The sequence below is a fragment of the Bifidobacterium margollesii genome (genome assembly GCF_002860355.1).
Taxonomy (GTDB): Bacteria; Actinomycetota; Actinomycetes; order Actinomycetales; family Bifidobacteriaceae; genus Galliscardovia; species Galliscardovia margollesii.
Map to the genome: position 1 here is coordinate 80,577 of NZ_NMWU01000021.1, position 17,004 is coordinate 97,580.

A 17,004-nucleotide genomic window follows, 5' to 3' on the forward strand; every position below is an offset into this window, starting at 1 on the left:
AAAATCATTGTATAAGAAATAAGGGGGTAAGGCCACCAACCATTCAATTGGAACGTTCTTTTTCGGTGTTTTACCTGTTGTTCGTCCATCGGCAACCGCTTCTTTGTCTTCAGATCGTTCACCCGAAATGATGGCGAACCGTCGGATGAGGAATTCATGTCCTTTCCGGGTTAATGCAATGAAAACAGGTGGCGGAAGCGTATGCGAACTCTTCCACCACCTGATGCGTGCGCCCGATCATCCTCTCTCTGCCTTCAAACCGTCGGCCAGAAGGGAGGCTCCACTACTTGCGACGCTTCTTCTCCCGAACCTTGACGGAGATCTGGATCGGGGATCCTTCGAATCCGAACTCCTCGCGCAGGCTTCGCTCGATGTAACGACGATATCCGTGCTCCAGAAAGCCCGTGGCGAAGACCACGAAGCGCGGAGGACGGTTCGACGCCTGCGTGGCGAACAGGATACGCGGCTGCTTGCCACCGCGCAGCGGGTGGGGATGCGCGGCCTGCAGCTGCCCGAGGAAAGAGTTGAGCTTACCGGTGGGAATACGCTTGTCCCAAGATTCCAGTGCCGTATGCATGGCCTTGGAAAGCCGGTTGGTATGCCAACCGGTTTTTGCGGAAAGGTTCACGCGCTGCGCCCAGGTGACGCGGTCGAATTCCGTGATCCAGAGACGCTCAAGACGCTGACGTCCGAAATCGTCGAGCAGATCCCACTTGTTGAACACCAGTACGATGGCTCGTCCGGCGTCCACGGCCTGACTCATCACCTTGAGATCCTGATCGGAGATCGGCTGGGACACATCGAACAGCACCAGCGCCAGCTCGGAACGTTCCAAGGCCGCCTGCGTACGCAGCGAGGAATAGTATTCCGCGCCGGAAAGCTTGTGCAGGCGTCGCTTGATGCCCGCCGTGTCGATGAACAGCCAATCCTCCCCATCCACCGACACGACCTCATCCACCGGATCACGAGTCGTGCCGGCCAGATCATTGACCACGGCACGTTCCTCACCAGCCAAGCGGTTCAGCAACGACGACTTGCCCACGTTCGGCCGCCCCACCAGCGCCACACGGCGCAGATCGGAGGGCGTAAGCAGACCGGACGTCTTCTCGGTACGCTTCAGCTTGTCCAGCGCCTCGTCGAGCAGATCGCCCACGCCACGACCGTGCATGGCGGAAACGCCGAACGGCTCTCCCATGCCAAGCTTCCAGAATTCGGCGGTGAGGTACTCGTCGGCCTGTGAATCCACCTTGTTCACCGCAAGGGTGACCGGCTTGCCGGACGCTCTGAGCATTCGCACGATGCGTTCGTCGCTGGCGGTAAGCCCGACCGTTCCGTCCACCACCAGGATCACCGCGTCGGCGAGACGAACCGCGATTTCGGCCTGATTGGCGATCGAGGATTCGATTCCTTCGACGTCGGCCTCCCAGCCGCCCGTATCCACAAGCTTGAAATCAGTGCCCGCCCATTCGGCGTCGTAGCTCACACGATCCCGCGTCACACCAGGCGTGTTCTCGACGACGGCCGCCCGGCGGCCGAGAATACGGTTGACCAACGTGGATTTACCCACGTTCGGCCGCCCGACCACCGCCAGCACGCCCACCTCACGGCTGGCGGAGGCCTTGGAACGATCATCGAAGGCTCCATGCAGCAGATTCTCGTCCTCATCGTCCAGCTCGTATTCGCTCAGATTCGCGACGTACTCCCGATACGTCTGCTCCTCTTCGGCTTGTTCTACCAGAGCGATAAGCGTGTCGAGGGTCTGCTCGAAATCCATATCCGAATTATCGACGGTGGTCACGCCCTCGGCCGCGGTGAGGAAGCTGGTCACCTTGGAATCAGCCTTGTCCCTGGCCGCCACGTCATCCGCACCGACCTTTCCCACGGTTCCATTCGCCGTGACGAGGGAGGTCTGGCCGGCGCGTCTTGCCGCGCGAACCTCCTCCCGAGCGGTCAGCAGCACTCGAACTTCGGCGTCGGGAGCCACCACCGTAGTGATGTCGCGACCCTCCGCCACGATCCCGGCGCCCTTCGAGAACGAGTCCGCATCGGACTCGCGAGCGATGAACGCACGCTGTGCGGCGATCAGCAGATGTCGGACCGGCATGATGGACGATACGACGGAAACATGCGACGACACCTCAGCGGAACGGATCTGATCCGCAATGCTCACACCATCCGACAGCACATCGGGGTGTTCCGGATCAACCGAGATGTCGAAATGATCCTCCGTGAAGAACTCCCCCACCGCGGCGGTGATGAGATCGGCGTCGGGATGCTCGGCATCCAGATCGACCCCCCGGTTCAGACACCACCAGGTGCAGGCGCGATACATGGCACCGGTGTCGAGGTAGGCGTAACCGAAATAACCGGCCAACGCCTTCGAGGTAGTTGATTTGCCCACCCCGGCAGGACCGTCGATGGCGACGCGAATCACAGTCCGACCTCCTTCTCCAAGGACTTGAGTTCGACCGAGGAAAGCACGCGGTATGAGCCCGGCTTGAGCTCGCCGAGTTTGATCGGACCGATCTGCGTGCGGACGAGACGCTTGACCGGGAAACCGATCGAACCGAAGATGCGACGCACGATGCGATTGCGGCCGGAATGCAGCACGACCTTCACCATCGTGTATTCGCGATTCTGGTCAAGAATGGAGCAACGGTCGAGCTTCACCCATCCGTCATCGAGCTTCACGCCTGTCCTCACAAGACGTCGGCACACGCCTCCGCCCATCTTGCCCTCGACGGTGGCGATATAGGTCTTCTCCACCTCGTACTTCGGGTGCATGACGTGCTGGGAAAGCTCTCCGTCGTTCGTCATGAGGATCAGGCCCTCGGAATCATAGTCGAGTCGGCCCATGTGGAAGACTCGCTCGTATTTATCGCCGATGATGTCGCGAAGCGTCCAGCGCCCCTTCGGATCATCCATGGCGGAAAGCACCCTGCGGGGCTTGTTCAACGCCAGGGTGATGTGATGATCGTTGAAATGAATACGGGAACCATCCACCATGATCTTCTGTCGCTTGGGATCCACACGGGTACCCAGTTCGGTGGTCAGTTCGCCGTCGACTTCGACTCGACCTTCGGTGATGATCTGCTCGCACTTTCGACGGGACCCGAATCCCGCCTGCGCAAGCACCTTCTGAAGACGGATCCCCTCATTGGAGGAATCGAAGGAGTCGGACTTGTGAGATGTGGCATTCTGATTTGGCATCGTTCTCCCAACGTGGCCGGAATGTTTTGCATATCTAATGAGGTTTCCAAGCGAATTCAAAGGAAACCACGATTTTCCACTATAACGCGGGGTATGTACCACTGGTACTATGTGAGGCGTTTGTCAGATCAACCAGAAGGGAAATCATGTCCGAACCGAATATTCCCGCCCAGTCTGCCGCAAAGTCCGGCGTAGACGGAACCGACACCGTGAATGCCGAGGTCGTGAATGCCGAGGTGAAGGCCGATCAGAACGATGGGAACGCTGCATCGCCCGCCAACAACGGGTCCGCCGTCGATTCGAAGGCATTCACCGGAACGAACGTCACGGAGACGGTGAGACGCGCTGGCGCCGAATTCGCCGGAAGCTTCTTCGTTTGCTTCGCATTGTTCGCCGCGAGTACCTACGGTACCGTGCTGTACGGAGCCAATGCGGTATTCGTGGCCGTCGTCGCTGCACTCGCCTATGGAACGGCAACCGCAGTGTTCGCACGCTTCTCCGGAGGCCACTTCAATCCCGCCGTCACACTTGCCGCGGCATTGACTTCACGGATCGGTTGGATCGACGCCTTGGCGTATCTGGTCGCCCAACTGCTGGGCGGCATTGTCGCGGGAGCCCTGCTCACCGCAATTCTGCCTACCTCCGAAAACGTGGAAGTCAAGGTGTGGCTGGCTTCGGCCGTCAATGGATTCGGCGAGGGATCGCCGTCCAACAGCATGCTTAGTCAGGCGGGCGTCAGCTTCAGCATGACGATGGCCATCGTCATGGAGGTCGCCATGGGCCTGCTGGTAGTGGCGGCCGCCATGTCCACTCTGAACAAGGATGGTTCCGCAACCGATCATCATGCCGCGGTCACCGGTATGGCTTACGGTGTAGCCTCCGCCATCACTTTCCCCATCACCGGGGCCGGTTTGAATCCGGTACGGTCCACCGGCATCGCACTGTTCGCCCAGGGCAAGGGTCTGACCGTGGAACCGTTGCAGCAGCTATGGGTGTTCTGGGTCTGCCCATTGCTGGCCGGCGCGGTTGTGGCGTTGGTCATGCTGTTGTCCGACACCATGCGGCAGAAAGCCGAATCCGTTGACGCGGACGGCAATGGTACGACTGCGGAAGCCATCCGAACCGAGCAGGAAGAAACCTATGTGGACGCCGATTTCGAAAACAGCAACGGAACCAATGGCGAGTCTGCACCGGAGGGAACGACGGTGAAGGATTGACCGACCGTCGAGTCCGAATGCGACGGATAATGCTTGGGGCCCGTAACCTGAACGGTACGGGCCCCAAGCATATTCAGCTTCAGAACAGTATGAGTACCAGATATGCGGCGATCAACCCGATTCCGAGGGAAAACCCGAAAAAGCAGTCGAAACCCACCGAGCGGATCTTCCACGGACTCTTCGTCTTCAGTACGAGTCGCAACGAGGCCGTGACCAGAGCGGTCAGCGCCAACAGCAACACCGCCCAAAGCATCTGACCGATAACCGCCAGAACCCCGCTGATGACGACCGCGCAGGCCACGCCCCACTCGAAGGCGGGCTGACCTTCGTGAGCCTCCGACACATAAGGGTGTCGTGAGGTGCGGTGTGGCCTACGATGCGTTTGGTGCGTTGTCGACATTCCCACTTCAGTCCTGAAATCGATGCGGCCGACGATCAGTGGAAGAAGTGACGGGTGCCGGTCACATACATCGTGACACCGGCCTTCTTCGCGGCTTCGAACACTTCACCGTCACGGATGGATCCTCCAGGCTGCACGATCGCCTTCACACCGGCATCGATCAGGATCTGGGCACCGTCGGCAAACGGGAAGAATGCGTCGGAAGCCGCGACCGCGCCCTTCGTACGATTTGCCCCATCGGCCAGCGTGTTGGCCCTTTCCACGGCGAGATTACAGGAATCCACGCGGTTGACCTGTCCCATGCCGATGCCCACCGTGGCCCGGTCGTGAGCGACGAGGATGGCGTTGGACTTCACGCAGCGGATGGCTCGCCACGCGAAGACAAGATCCTTGATCGTCTCCTCATCGGCGGGCTCACCGGAAACAAGCTTCCATGCATCAGGATCGTCGCCGACGGCGTTGATCAGATCAGTGGACTGCACCAGCAGACCGCCATCGATCTGACGGATCTGACGAGCGTTCTTCGGCGGTTCGGACACTTTGAGGATGCGCAGATTCTTCTTCTTGGTCTTCAGAAGCTCCAACGCCTCAGGTTCGTAATCGGGTGCCACGATGACCTCGGTGAAGATCGGTCGCACTCCTTCCGCCATTTCCAAAGTCACCGTGGAATTGGCGGCAATCACACCACCGTAGGCGCTCATCGGATCGCAGGCATGAGCCTTCCTGTGGGCTTCAGCCACGGTCGAGCCCAGTGCCAGTCCGCAGGGATTATTGTGCTTGACGACGGCCACGGCGATCTGCGGAGCGAAATCCCATACGGCGCGCCACGCTGCATCGGCGTCAACATAGTTGTTGTAGCTCATCGGCTTGCCACCCAGCTGCTCGGCGTGGGCGAATCCGTTCCGATTCAGCGGATCCAGATAGAGTGCCGCCTGCTGATGGGGATTCTCGCCGTAACGCAGCACATGAGTGCGATCCCAGGTTTCGGTAAGCGTGGCGGGGAATAGCTTCTCGTCGATCACGCTTTCAGCGTCATCGGCATCGGGTTCCGCGGTCAGGCTTGCGGGCTTGGGCCACTGACGACTCGCCCACTCGATGATGGTGGCATCGTAGGCCGCGGTATGAGCAAAGGCCTTGGCGGCCAGATAGCGACGCTCCTCAAGCGTGAATCCCGTACCATCCTGTACACGTCGGGCGACCAGCTCGTAATCCTTGGGATCGGTGATGATGGCCACCGTCGCACTGTTCTTGGCCGCTCCACGTACCATGGAGGGACCGCCGATGTCGATTTTCTCGATGGCGTCGGCCTCATTGGCGCCGGAGCGCACAGTATCCGCAAAGGGGTACAGGTTCACGACCACGAGATCGAACGGCTTGATGCCCAGCTCCCTGAGCTGCTCAACATGATCGGGATTGGTCATATCAGCCAGAATGCCTGCGTGGATGTGAGGATCAAGGGTCTTCACACGTCCGTCGAGGCTTTCCGGAAAGCCGGTGACCTTCTGGACCTCGATGACGTTGACGCCCAGCTCGGCCAGTCTGGCGGCGGTGGATCCGGTGGAGACGACTTCGGTGCCAGCGGCGACGAACGCCTTGGCCAGCACTTCGATGCCTTCCTTGTGGTACACGGACACCAGCGCACGTTTGATGGGACGTGTGGTGTTTGACATTACTTGTCCTCCTTGGTTGTCGGATTCTCGGCACTTCCTCCCGAAGCCACCATGCGGGCGCGTTTCGGCTTTTCGGTGCGAAGAGATCTGTTGTCTACTGTAAAGGGTGCAGAGGATTGCGCGGTACGGGGGACACGCGGTGATCGAGATGGCAGGTCGGCATCGTTCGATGCACCGATCCTGTTGTGTTCAGAGGCGGGATCGTTCATCGCCGAGGATGAATCGGTCTCCGCAGCGTGGTCTATGTCATCACGGTTATCCATGTCATCGACGGCGGGTCGTAGGCTGCTGTTTCCGACACTGTCGGTGTTTCCTCCGGTCCGACGTGAAAGCAACGCCGCGATACCGCATCTGCCGCACACGAAGATGAGGGGAATCATCCATGCCGCAAGAAATCCCAAAGCGCATGGCCTGGCGATCGCACGAGTGGATGCAGCGACGTCCACACCGATATGGGAGAGTCTTCCGGTACCGAGCGATCCGTTGGACAGCGACATCAGCAGAGGTATGACGATGGCGATGAACACGCTCGCGGCGCAGAAGGCGATGGCCGGGTGGGCGAAACGATGGAGCATGCGGCTTGAAACCAGTCTGGTCGGATCCTCGTCCTCATCACGTCTCAGCACGGCGAAGCGCTTGGCGGAAAGCATCATCCACGTTCCGATGATGAACGTAAGTACGCCGGGAAGCAGCATCAGCGAAATGCGCGTGGCCTCCCCGTCCACGGGAGCGGGAAGCAAAGCGAACAGAGGAACCGAAGGCAGATCGTAGCCTGTTCCGGACCATAGGGAGAACACGGCCGAGGTGCCAATGGAGAAGGCGCCGCCGCATACCCAGGACAACGCCCACAGCATGAGATTCGGAAGCCAGATCAGGTAGGCGATCGTGGTCATGACGGCGGATCCATGTCCCATGCCGATGGCCGGGAACATGTCGATCATGTCGTTCCACCCCAGAACAGCCCATGAGACCACAGTGATCAGGGAGACCAGAACAAGGAAGGCGATCGTCAGTACGAATGCGATGACGCCCAGCCGCAACGTTCGTCTGAACGACTGATCAAGGCGAGACACGGCATCCCTGCGCATCCCAGACAGCCCGGTTTCAGGAAGGAATGCCAGCAGATAGCCGATGCTGAAAACGATCGAGGTCTTCAGTTCGATGACGCCCATCGAATCAAGCGTGCCCACCGACGATGTCGACGCAATCCATGCATGAACCGCCAGCCATGCGGCAAGCCCACCGACGTACCCCTGCCATGAGCAGCCAAGCCTCAACGAACATGCGCGAATCAGCACAATAAGCAGCACGGTGAGGCCAAGAGGAATCACGGTGAGCGTCAACGGCGGATACTGCAACCCAACGCCCTGTGAATACAGCATCACCGCCTTGGTAAGCGGCATGGAGAAATCGGTGAGGCCCTGTCCTCCCTCCTCCATCGAAATGAGCAGCAGCATCAGCGCGTTATAGCAGCTCAAGGCAATGCCGTACAGTCCGATGGAGAGAAGAGAAGAACCGATCCCGACGAGGAATGGTCTGAGCCTTGGATTCATCGGATAGCGTTGGATGTCAGAATCTCACGCACGATCTGCGCGGTCTGCCCCGGAGTCTGTCCCACACGAATGCCGACCGCTTCCAGCGCCTCCTTCTTCTCCTTGGCGGTGCCCTTGCCTCCCGATACGATGGCACCTGCATGACCCATCTGCTTGCCTTCGGGAGCGGTGAAGCCGGCGATGTAGGCCACCAACGGCTTGGACATATGCTTGCTGGCCCACTGGGCCACTTCCTGTTCGGCGCCACCGCCGATCTCACCGATCATCACCACGGCCTTGGTGTTGTCATCGTCGTTGTATGCCTGAACGGCTTCCAGCAGCGTGGTGCCGACGATCGGGTCGCCGCCGGCACCCAGTGCAGCGGTGAAACCGATGTCGGAAAGCTCGCCCATCAGCTGATAGGTCAGCGTACCGGACTTGGAAACCAGTCCCAGGGGACCACGCTTGACGATGCCATCGGGAATGATGCCGAGATTGACGCCCTTCGACCCTTCGCGTTCACCGAACGTGGCCAATCCGGGGCAGTTCGGCCCGATGATGCGAACGCCTTTCCTGCGGGCAAGAGCCACGCAATAGGCGGTGTCGGAAACAGGTACGCCTTCGGTGATGACGACGATGAGTTCGATGCCCGCCTCGATGGCTTCGACCATCGCGCTTTTGGCGAATCGCGGCGGCACAAACACCACGCTGGCCTTTGCCCCGGTGGCTTCCCTGGCCTCGGAGCAGTTGGCGTAGACCGGGATGTTGGCGTTGGTACCATCCGACAGGGCAAACGCAACCTCGGTGCCTGCCTTGCGTGGATTGACACCGCCGACGATCCTCGTGCCCGCATTGAGCATTCGCTCGGTATGGGTCATGCCCTGATGTCCGGTCATGCCCTGAACAATGACCGGCGTTCCATCCTGTACGAAAAGCGTCATCGTGCCTCTCCCCTGTTCTTCGCGTCGTCCGCCAAACGAGCCGCCTGCTCTGCAGCCTGCTCCATGGTATCGGCGACCTGAATCTGCGAATTGCCTGCCTGTGAAAGAATCCGCAGCCCTTCCTCTGCCTTGTTGCCGTCGAAACGCACCACGATCGGACGGATGTTGTTCATCTTGTCGATGGCCTCGAGGATGCCATTGGCGACCTCCTCGCAGGAGGTGATACCACCGTACACGTTGATGAACACCGATCGGACCTTGCTGTCGGAAAGAACGATCTCCAGACTCTCCGCCATGACCGACGCGGATGCGCCGCCGCCAATGTCGAGGAAATTGGCCGGCTTGACGTCGGAGCCAAGCCGCTTGCCGGCTCCTGCAACGGCGTCAAGGGAGCTCATGACCAGGCCGGCGCCATTGCCGATGATGCCGACTTCGCCATCGAGATGCACGTAATGCAATCCGAGGGCCTTGGCCTGATTCTCCAGCGGATCGCCCTCATTGGGATCGACGAAGCGAGTCCAGCCGTCGTGCCGATAGGCGGCATTGCCGTCAAGGGAGATCTTGGCATCCAGGGCGCACAACGACTTGCTGTCCTCGTCGTCCGGGTCGCCGATCTTCGCCAGAGGATTGATCTCCACCAGTGTGGCGTCGTTGGTATGGAAGGCCTGCCACATCTTCAGCAGGATCTCGGCGGCCTGTTCTCCGTCGGCATGGTAGAACCCGATCTGGGACGCCATGTCACGAGCCGCTTCGATGTCGAAATCGTCGAGAGGTCCGATGTGAAGCCGCTTGACCGATTCGGGATGAGACTTGGCGAGCTCCTCCACCTCGGTGCCGCCATTGGCCGTGGCCAATACATCGTAGTCGCGGGACGTGCGGTCCACGGAAATGGAGACATAGTATTCATGGATGATGTTCTTCGCTTCGGCGACCAGGACACCGTTGACCTTATGACCGTGGATGGTCATGGGGAACAGCTGCTCTGAAATGAGAATGGCCTCGTCGAGATTGCGCGCGATCTTCACCCCACCGGCCTGTCCTCGATGTCCGATCTTGACCTGGGCCTTGATGACGCATGGGAAGCCGATACGCTTGGCGGCTTCCGCCACATCATGGGAATTCTGCGCGTAAATGGCGCGGGGAGTCGGGATACCGGCCTCCTCAAGAAGCTCGCGCGCCTGATATTCATACAGATCCATCTGAACTGTTCCCCTTGTTTCCTTTCGATGGTTATTACGGTTTGTTGAATCACGGCCAAGCCGGTGATCGCGGTCAGGCCGGCATGGTCACCAGCGAGGAGCGCTTATACGCGGAGAGCTCCGAAGGCGTGGGAATACCGGTAAGCTCCATGACGAAACTGTAGCCGGCCACCGTGGCGCCGTGCTCCTCGATCAGCGTTCTGGCCGCGCTCGCAGTTCCACCTGTGGCGATCAGATCGTCCACGATCAGCACTCGCGCACCCGGTTTGATCGCATCGTCCTCGACTTCGATGGCGGCGGTTCCGTATTCCAGGGCATATTCCACTTTTTTGGTGGGCGGCGGCAATTTACCGGCTTTGCGCACCGCGATGAAGCCTTTGCCCAAACGCAGCGCCAGAGGGACCCCGATCAAAAACCCGCGGGATTCCATCCCGGCTACGGCATCGAATTCGTCGATGGATACAGGCAGCGCCTTGACCAACGCATCGATGAGGATGGAAAGCCCACGTGGATCAGCGAGTACCGGCATGAAATCCCTGAAATTGATGCCTTCCTTGGGGAATCCGGGAGTCGTTCTGATCAGCGATACCAGATAGTCGGCATCTTCCTGACCGACGAGAGAAAGACTGTTGATGGAGATATCCGAAGCCATGTTCATTACCTCTGCTGATGCGTTGACATTGACTATAAACAGCGCCGAAGCCATTGCGGCCCCGACGCATACGACATAAGAATGCAGGAACCACCATACGGCAGGTTCCTGCATTGAATGTTACTTGGCGGAGGATTCCTTGTTTTCGGAGTTCTCGGAGCTGTTCTCAGGGTTCTCCCCCTCGGACTGCTCTTCCTCACGCGGGGTCTGATCGGCGTCGTTCCCGGCAGTCTCCACCGTTTCGGCGTTTACCGTTTCGGTAACGTCGTTCGGTTCGGCGGTCTGCTCCTCCTGGTCCTTCTCCTCCTCCTGCTGCTTCGCGAACTCCTCGTCGCTCACATAGTTCGGCACGACCGGAGGTTCGGTGACGGCCTGAATGCGCCAGCGGCTCAGCGTGCCCTCGGAGTTGATGACGATCTGATCGATGTCGAGATCCACGGATTCCACCGTTCCGATGAGACCGGAGAACGTCGCCACCTGATCACCGGGCTTCAGATTGGAACGGAAGTCCTGAGTCTTGCCCTGCTGCTGCTTGGCCTTACGGGACTGCCACCACATCATGCCGACCATCACGACGACGATGAGGACAAGAAACATCATGTTTTGATCCATGTTGCGAAGATTCTCCTTACAGCGAGTTTGCTACGTTCCGAACGCTCGTGTATCGCTCGACGGAACCGACCAGTTCAGGCTAGAACAGTGTGATGACAAAGCCCGTCAAAAGTCCATATTCCGCACCATCGTCGGCTTCCGATCGGCTGGTATCAGGACGTTGCATTAACGGCTGGTATCAGCCATCAGCCAGCACCGACGACCATCAGACGATACCAGCCATCAGAATGACGGTTCGGCTCCTTCCGGCGGCCGCATATTCAGATGACGCCACGCCTTGAGCGTCGCGACTCTGCCTTTCGGCGTACGGACCATGAAGCCCTCCCGAACCAGATACGGTTCGCATACGGTCTCCACGGTTTCGGACTCCTCTCCCACCATGGCGGAAAGATTGTTCAATCCAACCGGCCCTCCGCCGAAGCTGCCGCAGATGGCTTTGAGCACTGCCATGTCAAGACGATCCAGACCCTCCGTATCGATCTGGTAGAGATCCAACGCCTGAGTGACGGCATCGATATCGACATGATCGAGATCATGCACCACCGCCCAGTCCCTTACACGCCTGAGCAGACGATTGGCTATTCGGGGTGTACCGCGGGACCGACGGGCCAGCTGATCCGCTGCGTCCTCGTCTATGCCCACCGCCAGCACCTTGGCGGATCTGATGATCAACCGTCGCATCTCGTCGCGTGGATAGAAATCCAGATGCGCAGTGAAACCGAATCTTGCACGCAGAGGAGAGGGAAGCATCCCCTCGCGAGTGGTGGCGCCCACCACGGTGAACCGAGGCAACGTCAGAGGGATCGAGGAGGCTCCCGGACCTTTGCCCACCACGACATCCACACGGAAATCCTCCATGGCGATGTACAGCAGTTCCTCGGCCGGCCTGGGCAGTCGATGGATCTCATCGATGAACAGTACCTCGCCCTCCTCCAGAGAGCTCAGTATCGAGGCAAGATCCCCGGCATGCTGGATGGCGGGGCCGGACGTAATGCGAATGGGGCTTTCCAGTTCGTGGGCTACGATCATGGCCAGCGTGGTCTTGCCCAGACCAGGCGGACCAGCCAGAAGAATGTGGTCAGGAGCCACGCCGCGTTTGATCGCCGCATTGAGGAACAGCTTCATCTGTGCCTTGAGTCTAGGCTGGCCGATGAACTCGTCAAGGCCGGAAGGGCGGAGTTCCTCGTCACTGACAGGCTCTCCGTTGATCGGCGACGCGGAAACCATGCGCAGGGATTCCTCCCTGGCGTCCGCATTGCTTTGCACGACACCATTCTGCACGGCGCCTTCGGATTCATGCAGATTCATCAACGTCCCCTATCCATGGAAGCCAACGTGACCTTCAACAGCTCCGGCACCTCATCCGCGGTGACGGATCCCTGATGATCACGTTCCTTGAGCACACGCTTTACTGCATACAGGGCATCCCGCTGCTGCCATCCCAGGGAGATGAGTGCCTCCACCAGTTGGTCGACGCCCTCATCCTGCTGCACGGCAGGCGTCTCGGCGTTTTCGAGCTCGTCAAGGTTGATACTCCCCTTGAGCTCCAGAATGATCTTCTGCGCACCTTTCCTGCCCAGACCGGGAGATTTGGCGAGAGCCGCGGCATCGCCGTTGGCCACCGCGCTGAGCAGCTGTGTGGTGCCCAATGTGGAGACGACGGATAACGCCACCTTGGGACCTATGCCACTGACCTTCTGCAGACTGAGGAAGAGGTCCTTGGCCGTCTTCGTTTTGAACCCATACAGCGCTATGGCATCCTGCGACACATTAAGCTTCGTGAACACCATGGCTTGCTGACCGACATGCATATCGGCCAGCTCCGAGCCGGGCATACGTACCTCATACCCCACACCATGCACGTCGATGATGGCGGAATCCTTGGTCACGGCCGATACCGTGCCGTTGAGACTGGCGATCATGTCGACTCCTCAGCGATTATTCGTCCATACGATGGATATCACGCTCGGAATCATATCCGAACATGTGTTCGATATCTTACATGCCCCGGCGTACACCACGAACATGCGAGGCCTTACGCGTGGCTTCCGCCCACTGACGCTGCGCCGGCGTGAGATGCTGCTCGCGCTCTCCGCCCTGCAATGCACCGGAAGGTCGCAGAGCATGGCAGATCGCCAGTGCCAGAGCATCAGCGGCGTCGGCTGGCTTTGGCAACGTGTTGAGGTTGAGGATTCTGGTCACCATGCGCTCCACCTGAATCTTTTCGGCCTGACCGTTGCCGGTGATGGCGAGCTTCGCTTCGGTCGGCGTATGCAATGCCACGGGAATGGTGCGCTGCGCGGCGGCGAGCATGGCAAGTCCGGCCGCCTGCGCGGTACCGAGCACGGTATTGCGATTGGACTGCGCGAACACACGTTCGATGGAGACCGCGTCCGGGGAGAACTCATCCAACTTGGCGCACAGCCCGTTGTAGATTCTCAGCAGGCGCAGATCCTGCGACTCGTGCGGATCGGAACGCACCACATCAACATGAATAAAGGAAAGCCGGCGGAATGCGCCGGCTTCCACGACCCCGACGCCGCAACGGGTCAAACCGGGGTCAACTCCAAGAATAATCATGGAATCGTTCGTCGAAGGCGAGGACTATTCCTCGGCGTCCAACTGCTCCATGATCTCCGGGGTCTGGTTCCATGTGCTGTAGATGTTCTGCACATCGTCCAGATCGTCGAGGTTGTCGATGAGCTTCGACACCTTGCGGGCACCGTCAAGATCCAGATCGATCTTGTTGGTCGGCACCATTTCGAGTTCGGCCGAATCGTAATCGATCTTGGCTTCCTGCAGGGCCTTGCGAACGGCGATCAGATCGGAGGAACCGGTGTAGACGGTGAAGACGTCACCCTCCTCGACCACGTCTTCGGCGCCGTTCTCGGCGGCGACCTCGAACAGGTTATCGAAATCGATGCCTTCGGACGGAACAACGATCACGCCCTTACGCTCGAAGTTGAAGCTCACGGAACCGTTCTCGGCGAGCGAACCGCCGCCTTTGGACAGGGTGGAACGCACATCGGCGGCCGCGCGATTGCGGTTGTCGGTGAGGCATTCGATGATCAGGCCGACGCCACCGGGAGCGTAGCCTTCGTAGACGATGTCCTCGTAGTTGGCACCGCCAGCCTCCTCGCCGGAGCCGCGCTTGACGGCACGCTTGATGTTATCGGCCGGCATCGAGTTCTTCTTGGCCTTGTAGATGGCATCGTACAGAGCCGGGTTTCCATCCGGGTCTCCGCCGCCCTGACGGGCCGCGATCTCGATGTTCTTGATGAGCTTGGCGAAGAGCTTGCCACGCTTGGCGTCAATGGCCGCCTTCTTGTGCTTGGTGGTCGCCCACTTGGAATGTCCTGACATGACTCTCCTAAAGAATCGGATTGTTAAACATAGCGATTTTATGCAGGTATGACGACATCAGTCCGTAGCGGTCTTGAAATCGTCCGCGGAGTTGATCTGCGCACGGCTGCTGATCGCCTTGAGGATCTTCGCCTTCGCCTCGTCCACCGGAATGCCGTTGAGCTGGCTACCGTCCCGGAAGCGGAAGCTCACGGCATCGTTGTTCATGTCCTCCTCACCGACGATGAGGATGAACGGAACCTTCGACTTGGACGCGTTGCGAATCTTCTTGCCGAAACGGTCGTCCGACGAGTCGATCTCGCAGCGGACCATGCTGTCTTCGAGATCATGGATGAACTGCTCCAGATGCGGGGCGAACTCGTCGGCCACGGGAATGCCGGTCACCTGCACGGGAGCGAGCCATGCCGGGAATGCGCCGGCATAGTGCTCGAGCAGAATGGCGAAGAACCGTTCGATGGATCCGAACAGCGCGCGGTGGATCATCACCGGACGCTGATGCGTGCCGTCCGCCGCGATGTATTCAAGCTTGAATCGTTCGGGCAGGTTGAAGTCGAGCTGAATCGTGGAGACCTGCCAGGTACGACCGATGGCGTCCCGAGCCTGCACGGAGATCTTCGGCCCGTAGAAGGCCGCACCGCCCGGATCGGCCACCAGTTCCAAACCGGATTCCTTGGCGACCTCGGCCAGCGTGTTGGTGGCCTCCTCCCAGATCTCGTCGGAACCGACGAACTTGTGCTCGTCCTTGGTGGACAGCTCGAGGTAGAAGTCGTTGAGACCGAAGTCCTTGAGGAGTCCAAGGACGAAGTTCAGCAGGCTCTTGAGCTCATCCTTCATCTGTTCACGGGTGCAGTAGATGTGGGAATCATCCTGGGTCAGACCGCGCACGCGGGTCAGTCCGTGAACCTCGCCGGACTTCTCGTAGCGGTATACGGTGCCGAACTCGAAAAGACGAAGCGGCAGTTCCTTGTAGGAACGCTGGCGGGACTTGAAGATCAGGTTGTGCATCGGGCAGTTCATCGGCTTGAGATAGTAGTCGAATCCCTGTTTGGTGATGTTGCCGTTTTCGTCACGTTCCTCGTCGAGGCGCATCGGCGGGTACATGCCGTCCTTGTACCACTGCAGGTGGCCGGAGGTCTCGTACAGTCCGCCCTTGGTGATGTGCGGGGTCTGCACGAAGCTGTAGTGATGCTTGCGGTGCTGTTCGCGGGAGTAGTCCTCCATGGCGTTGATGATCGCCGCACCCTTCGGATGGAACACGGCAAGACCGGGACCGATCTCATCGGGGAAGGAGAAGAGATCCATTTCCTGACCGAGCTTGCGGTGGTCGCGCTTGGCGGCCTCCTCCAGCTTGGCCTGATACTCCTTGAGGTCCTCCTTGGTGAAGAACGCCACGCCGTAGATGCGCTGCAGCATCGGATTCTTCTCGCTGCCGCGCCAGTAGGCGGCGGCGCTGCGCTCCAGCTTGAACGCCTTGATGAAGCGGGTGTTGGGCAGGTGCGGTCCGCGGCACAGGTCCTTCCACACCACGTTGCCGTCACGGTCCACGTTGTCGTAGAAGCTCAGCTCGGATTCGCTCACCTCGGTGGCCGCCTCCGGGTCGAGGTGGGCCTCCTTGTCCTTGATCAGCTCGATCTTGTAGGGCTGATCCTTCTCCTCCTCAAGGGCCTCCTGCTCGGTGACCACACGGCGGCGGAAGGTCTGGGAGGACTTGATGATGCGCTGCATGCGCTTCTCGATGTCCTTGAGATCGGCCGGAGTGAACGGTTCGTCCACATCGAAATCGTAGTAGAAGCCGTTCTTGATCACCGGTCCGATGCCCAGCTTGGCATCAGGGCGAATCTGCTGCACCGCCTGAGCCATCACATGGGTGGCGGAGTGACGCATGATGGCCAGACCGTCCTCGCTGTCCAGAGCGATGGGCTCGACCTTGTCGCCATCATGAAGCGGCGTGTACAGATCTCGGGGCTCGCCATTGAGACGAACGGCGATGATGTTCCTGTCGTCGGCGAACAGCTCGACGCCGGTGGTGGTTGCTTCCACCTCCTTCGTTTCGTCGTTGACCGTAATGGAGATGGTAGCTTGCGCCATGGTGTTGTCCTTTGCTATCGGGGGTCCGCGTTACTAATGTGCAGGCCTGGACTGAACTTGACGTAGCAAGAGTAAGCGTTGACGAAGACAAGATCGACCATTGGCGGGGCCCGGACCGGG

General features: G+C 59.5%; 15 protein-coding genes. 2 read left to right on the top strand and 13 right to left on the bottom strand.

All coding sequences use genetic code 11. The features are described 5' to 3' along the window. Window positions 1-283: 283 nt before the first annotated feature. Window positions 284-2,434 carry a bifunctional cytidylate kinase/GTPase Der gene (gene der, locus Uis1B_RS06280; RefSeq protein ID WP_101616584.1) on the bottom strand — a complete coding sequence of 717 codons (2,151 nt, stop codon included), beginning with the start codon at window positions 2,432-2,434 and terminating at the stop codon, window positions 284-286. Beyond that, window positions 2,431-3,210 carry a pseudouridine synthase gene (locus tag Uis1B_RS06285; protein WP_101616586.1) on the bottom strand — a complete coding sequence of 260 codons (780 nt, stop codon included), beginning with the start codon at window positions 3,208-3,210 and terminating at the stop codon, window positions 2,431-2,433. The genes der and Uis1B_RS06285 overlap by 4 nt, the downstream gene beginning before the upstream one ends. Window positions 3,211-3,356: 146 nt before the next feature. Here Uis1B_RS06285 and Uis1B_RS06290 point away from each other — a divergent pair, with 146 nt between their 5' ends. Together Uis1B_RS06290 and Uis1B_RS12485 are read left to right on the top strand one after the other, a co-directional pair. Beyond that, window positions 3,357-4,427: an MIP/aquaporin family protein gene (locus Uis1B_RS06290; RefSeq protein WP_101616588.1), complete on the top strand. Its 1,071-nt coding sequence runs from the start codon at window positions 3,357-3,359 to the stop codon at window positions 4,425-4,427. A gap of 89 nt (window positions 4,428-4,516) precedes the next feature. Further along, a complete protein-coding gene (locus Uis1B_RS12485; protein WP_165782766.1) occupies window positions 4,517-4,684 on the top strand; it encodes a hypothetical protein in 168 nt (55 codons plus the stop codon). A gap of 178 nt (window positions 4,685-4,862) precedes the next feature. Here the strand turns inward: Uis1B_RS12485 and purH are convergent, their stop codons facing one another. From purH to thrS, 11 genes are all read right to left on the bottom strand, one after another. Then, window positions 4,863-6,497 carry a bifunctional phosphoribosylaminoimidazolecarboxamide formyltransferase/IMP cyclohydrolase gene (gene purH, locus Uis1B_RS06300; RefSeq protein ID WP_101616592.1) on the bottom strand — a complete coding sequence of 545 codons (1,635 nt, stop codon included), beginning with the start codon at window positions 6,495-6,497 and terminating at the stop codon, window positions 4,863-4,865. Beyond that, on the bottom strand, window positions 6,497-7,975 hold the full coding sequence (locus Uis1B_RS06305) for a cell division protein PerM (protein WP_133124867.1): 1,479 nt from the start codon (window positions 7,973-7,975) through the stop codon (window positions 6,497-6,499). Before Uis1B_RS06305 ends, purH begins: the two co-directional genes overlap by 1 nt. 71 nt (window positions 7,976-8,046) lie before the next feature. Further along, a complete protein-coding gene (gene sucD, locus Uis1B_RS06310) occupies window positions 8,047-8,970 on the bottom strand; it encodes a succinate--CoA ligase subunit alpha (protein ID WP_101616596.1) in 924 nt (307 codons plus the stop codon). After that, window positions 8,967-10,169 (bottom strand): ADP-forming succinate--CoA ligase subunit beta, encoded by a 1,203-nt coding sequence (gene sucC / locus Uis1B_RS06315; protein ID WP_101616598.1) that lies wholly within the window; start codon window positions 10,167-10,169, stop codon window positions 8,967-8,969. The genes sucD and sucC overlap by 4 nt, the downstream gene beginning before the upstream one ends. 73 nt (window positions 10,170-10,242) lie before the next feature. After that, window positions 10,243-10,821 (bottom strand): adenine phosphoribosyltransferase, encoded by a 579-nt coding sequence (locus Uis1B_RS06320; protein WP_101616721.1) that lies wholly within the window; start codon window positions 10,819-10,821, stop codon window positions 10,243-10,245. A gap of 120 nt (window positions 10,822-10,941) precedes the next feature. After that, window positions 10,942-11,421: a preprotein translocase subunit YajC gene (locus Uis1B_RS06325; RefSeq protein ID WP_243390281.1), complete on the bottom strand. Its 480-nt coding sequence runs from the start codon at window positions 11,419-11,421 to the stop codon at window positions 10,942-10,944. Window positions 11,422-11,655: 234 nt separating this feature from the next. Beyond that, window positions 11,656-12,660 carry a Holliday junction branch migration DNA helicase RuvB gene (ruvB, locus tag Uis1B_RS06330; RefSeq protein ID WP_423734869.1) on the bottom strand — a complete coding sequence of 335 codons (1,005 nt, stop codon included), beginning with the start codon at window positions 12,658-12,660 and terminating at the stop codon, window positions 11,656-11,658. A gap of 80 nt (window positions 12,661-12,740) precedes the next feature. Next, entirely contained in the window at window positions 12,741-13,355 is a 615-nt protein-coding gene (gene ruvA, locus Uis1B_RS06335) for a Holliday junction branch migration protein RuvA (RefSeq protein WP_101616605.1), read from the bottom strand. A gap of 76 nt (window positions 13,356-13,431) precedes the next feature. Beyond that, window positions 13,432-14,013, bottom strand: coding sequence for a crossover junction endodeoxyribonuclease RuvC (gene ruvC / locus Uis1B_RS06340; RefSeq protein ID WP_101616607.1), 582 nt, complete (start codon window positions 14,011-14,013; stop codon window positions 13,432-13,434). Between the two features lie 24 nt (window positions 14,014-14,037). Further along, window positions 14,038-14,796 carry a YebC/PmpR family DNA-binding transcriptional regulator gene (locus Uis1B_RS06345; RefSeq protein ID WP_101616609.1) on the bottom strand — a complete coding sequence of 253 codons (759 nt, stop codon included), beginning with the start codon at window positions 14,794-14,796 and terminating at the stop codon, window positions 14,038-14,040. Window positions 14,797-14,853: 57 nt separating this feature from the next. Then, window positions 14,854-16,884 (bottom strand): threonine--tRNA ligase, encoded by a 2,031-nt coding sequence (gene thrS, locus Uis1B_RS06350; RefSeq protein ID WP_101616611.1) that lies wholly within the window; start codon window positions 16,882-16,884, stop codon window positions 14,854-14,856. Window positions 16,885-17,004 lie beyond the last annotated feature (120 nt).

Coding starts and splice junctions, on each gene's coding strand:
- purH (WP_101616592.1), bottom strand. CDS start 6,497: ATGTCAAACACCACACGTCCCATCAAACGTGCGCTGGTGTCCGTGTAC.
- sucC (WP_101616598.1), bottom strand. CDS start 10,169: ATGGATCTGTATGAATATCAGGCGCGCGAGCTTCTTGAGGAGGCCGGT.
- Uis1B_RS06290 (WP_101616588.1), top strand. CDS start 3,357: ATGTCCGAACCGAATATTCCCGCCCAGTCTGCCGCAAAGTCCGGCGTA.
- ruvA (WP_101616605.1), bottom strand. CDS start 13,355: ATGATCGCCAGTCTCAACGGCACGGTATCGGCCGTGACCAAGGATTCC.
- Uis1B_RS12485 (WP_165782766.1), top strand. CDS start 4,517: ATGAGTACCAGATATGCGGCGATCAACCCGATTCCGAGGGAAAACCCG.
- sucD (WP_101616596.1), bottom strand. CDS start 8,970: ATGACGCTTTTCGTACAGGATGGAACGCCGGTCATTGTTCAGGGCATG.
- Uis1B_RS06320 (WP_101616721.1), bottom strand. CDS start 10,821: ATGGCTTCGGATATCTCCATCAACAGTCTTTCTCTCGTCGGTCAGGAA.
- Uis1B_RS06325 (WP_243390281.1), bottom strand. CDS start 11,421: ATGATGTTTCTTGTCCTCATCGTCGTCGTGATGGTCGGCATGATGTGG.
- ruvC (WP_101616607.1), bottom strand. CDS start 14,013: ATGATTATTCTTGGAGTTGACCCCGGTTTGACCCGTTGCGGCGTCGGG.
- Uis1B_RS06345 (WP_101616609.1), bottom strand. CDS start 14,796: ATGTCAGGACATTCCAAGTGGGCGACCACCAAGCACAAGAAGGCGGCC.
- ruvB (WP_423734869.1), bottom strand. CDS start 12,660: ATGGTTTCCGCGTCGCCGATCAACGGAGAGCCTGTCAGTGACGAGGAA.
- thrS (WP_101616611.1), bottom strand. CDS start 16,884: ATGGCGCAAGCTACCATCTCCATTACGGTCAACGACGAAACGAAGGAG.
- Uis1B_RS06285 (WP_101616586.1), bottom strand. CDS start 3,210: ATGCCAAATCAGAATGCCACATCTCACAAGTCCGACTCCTTCGATTCC.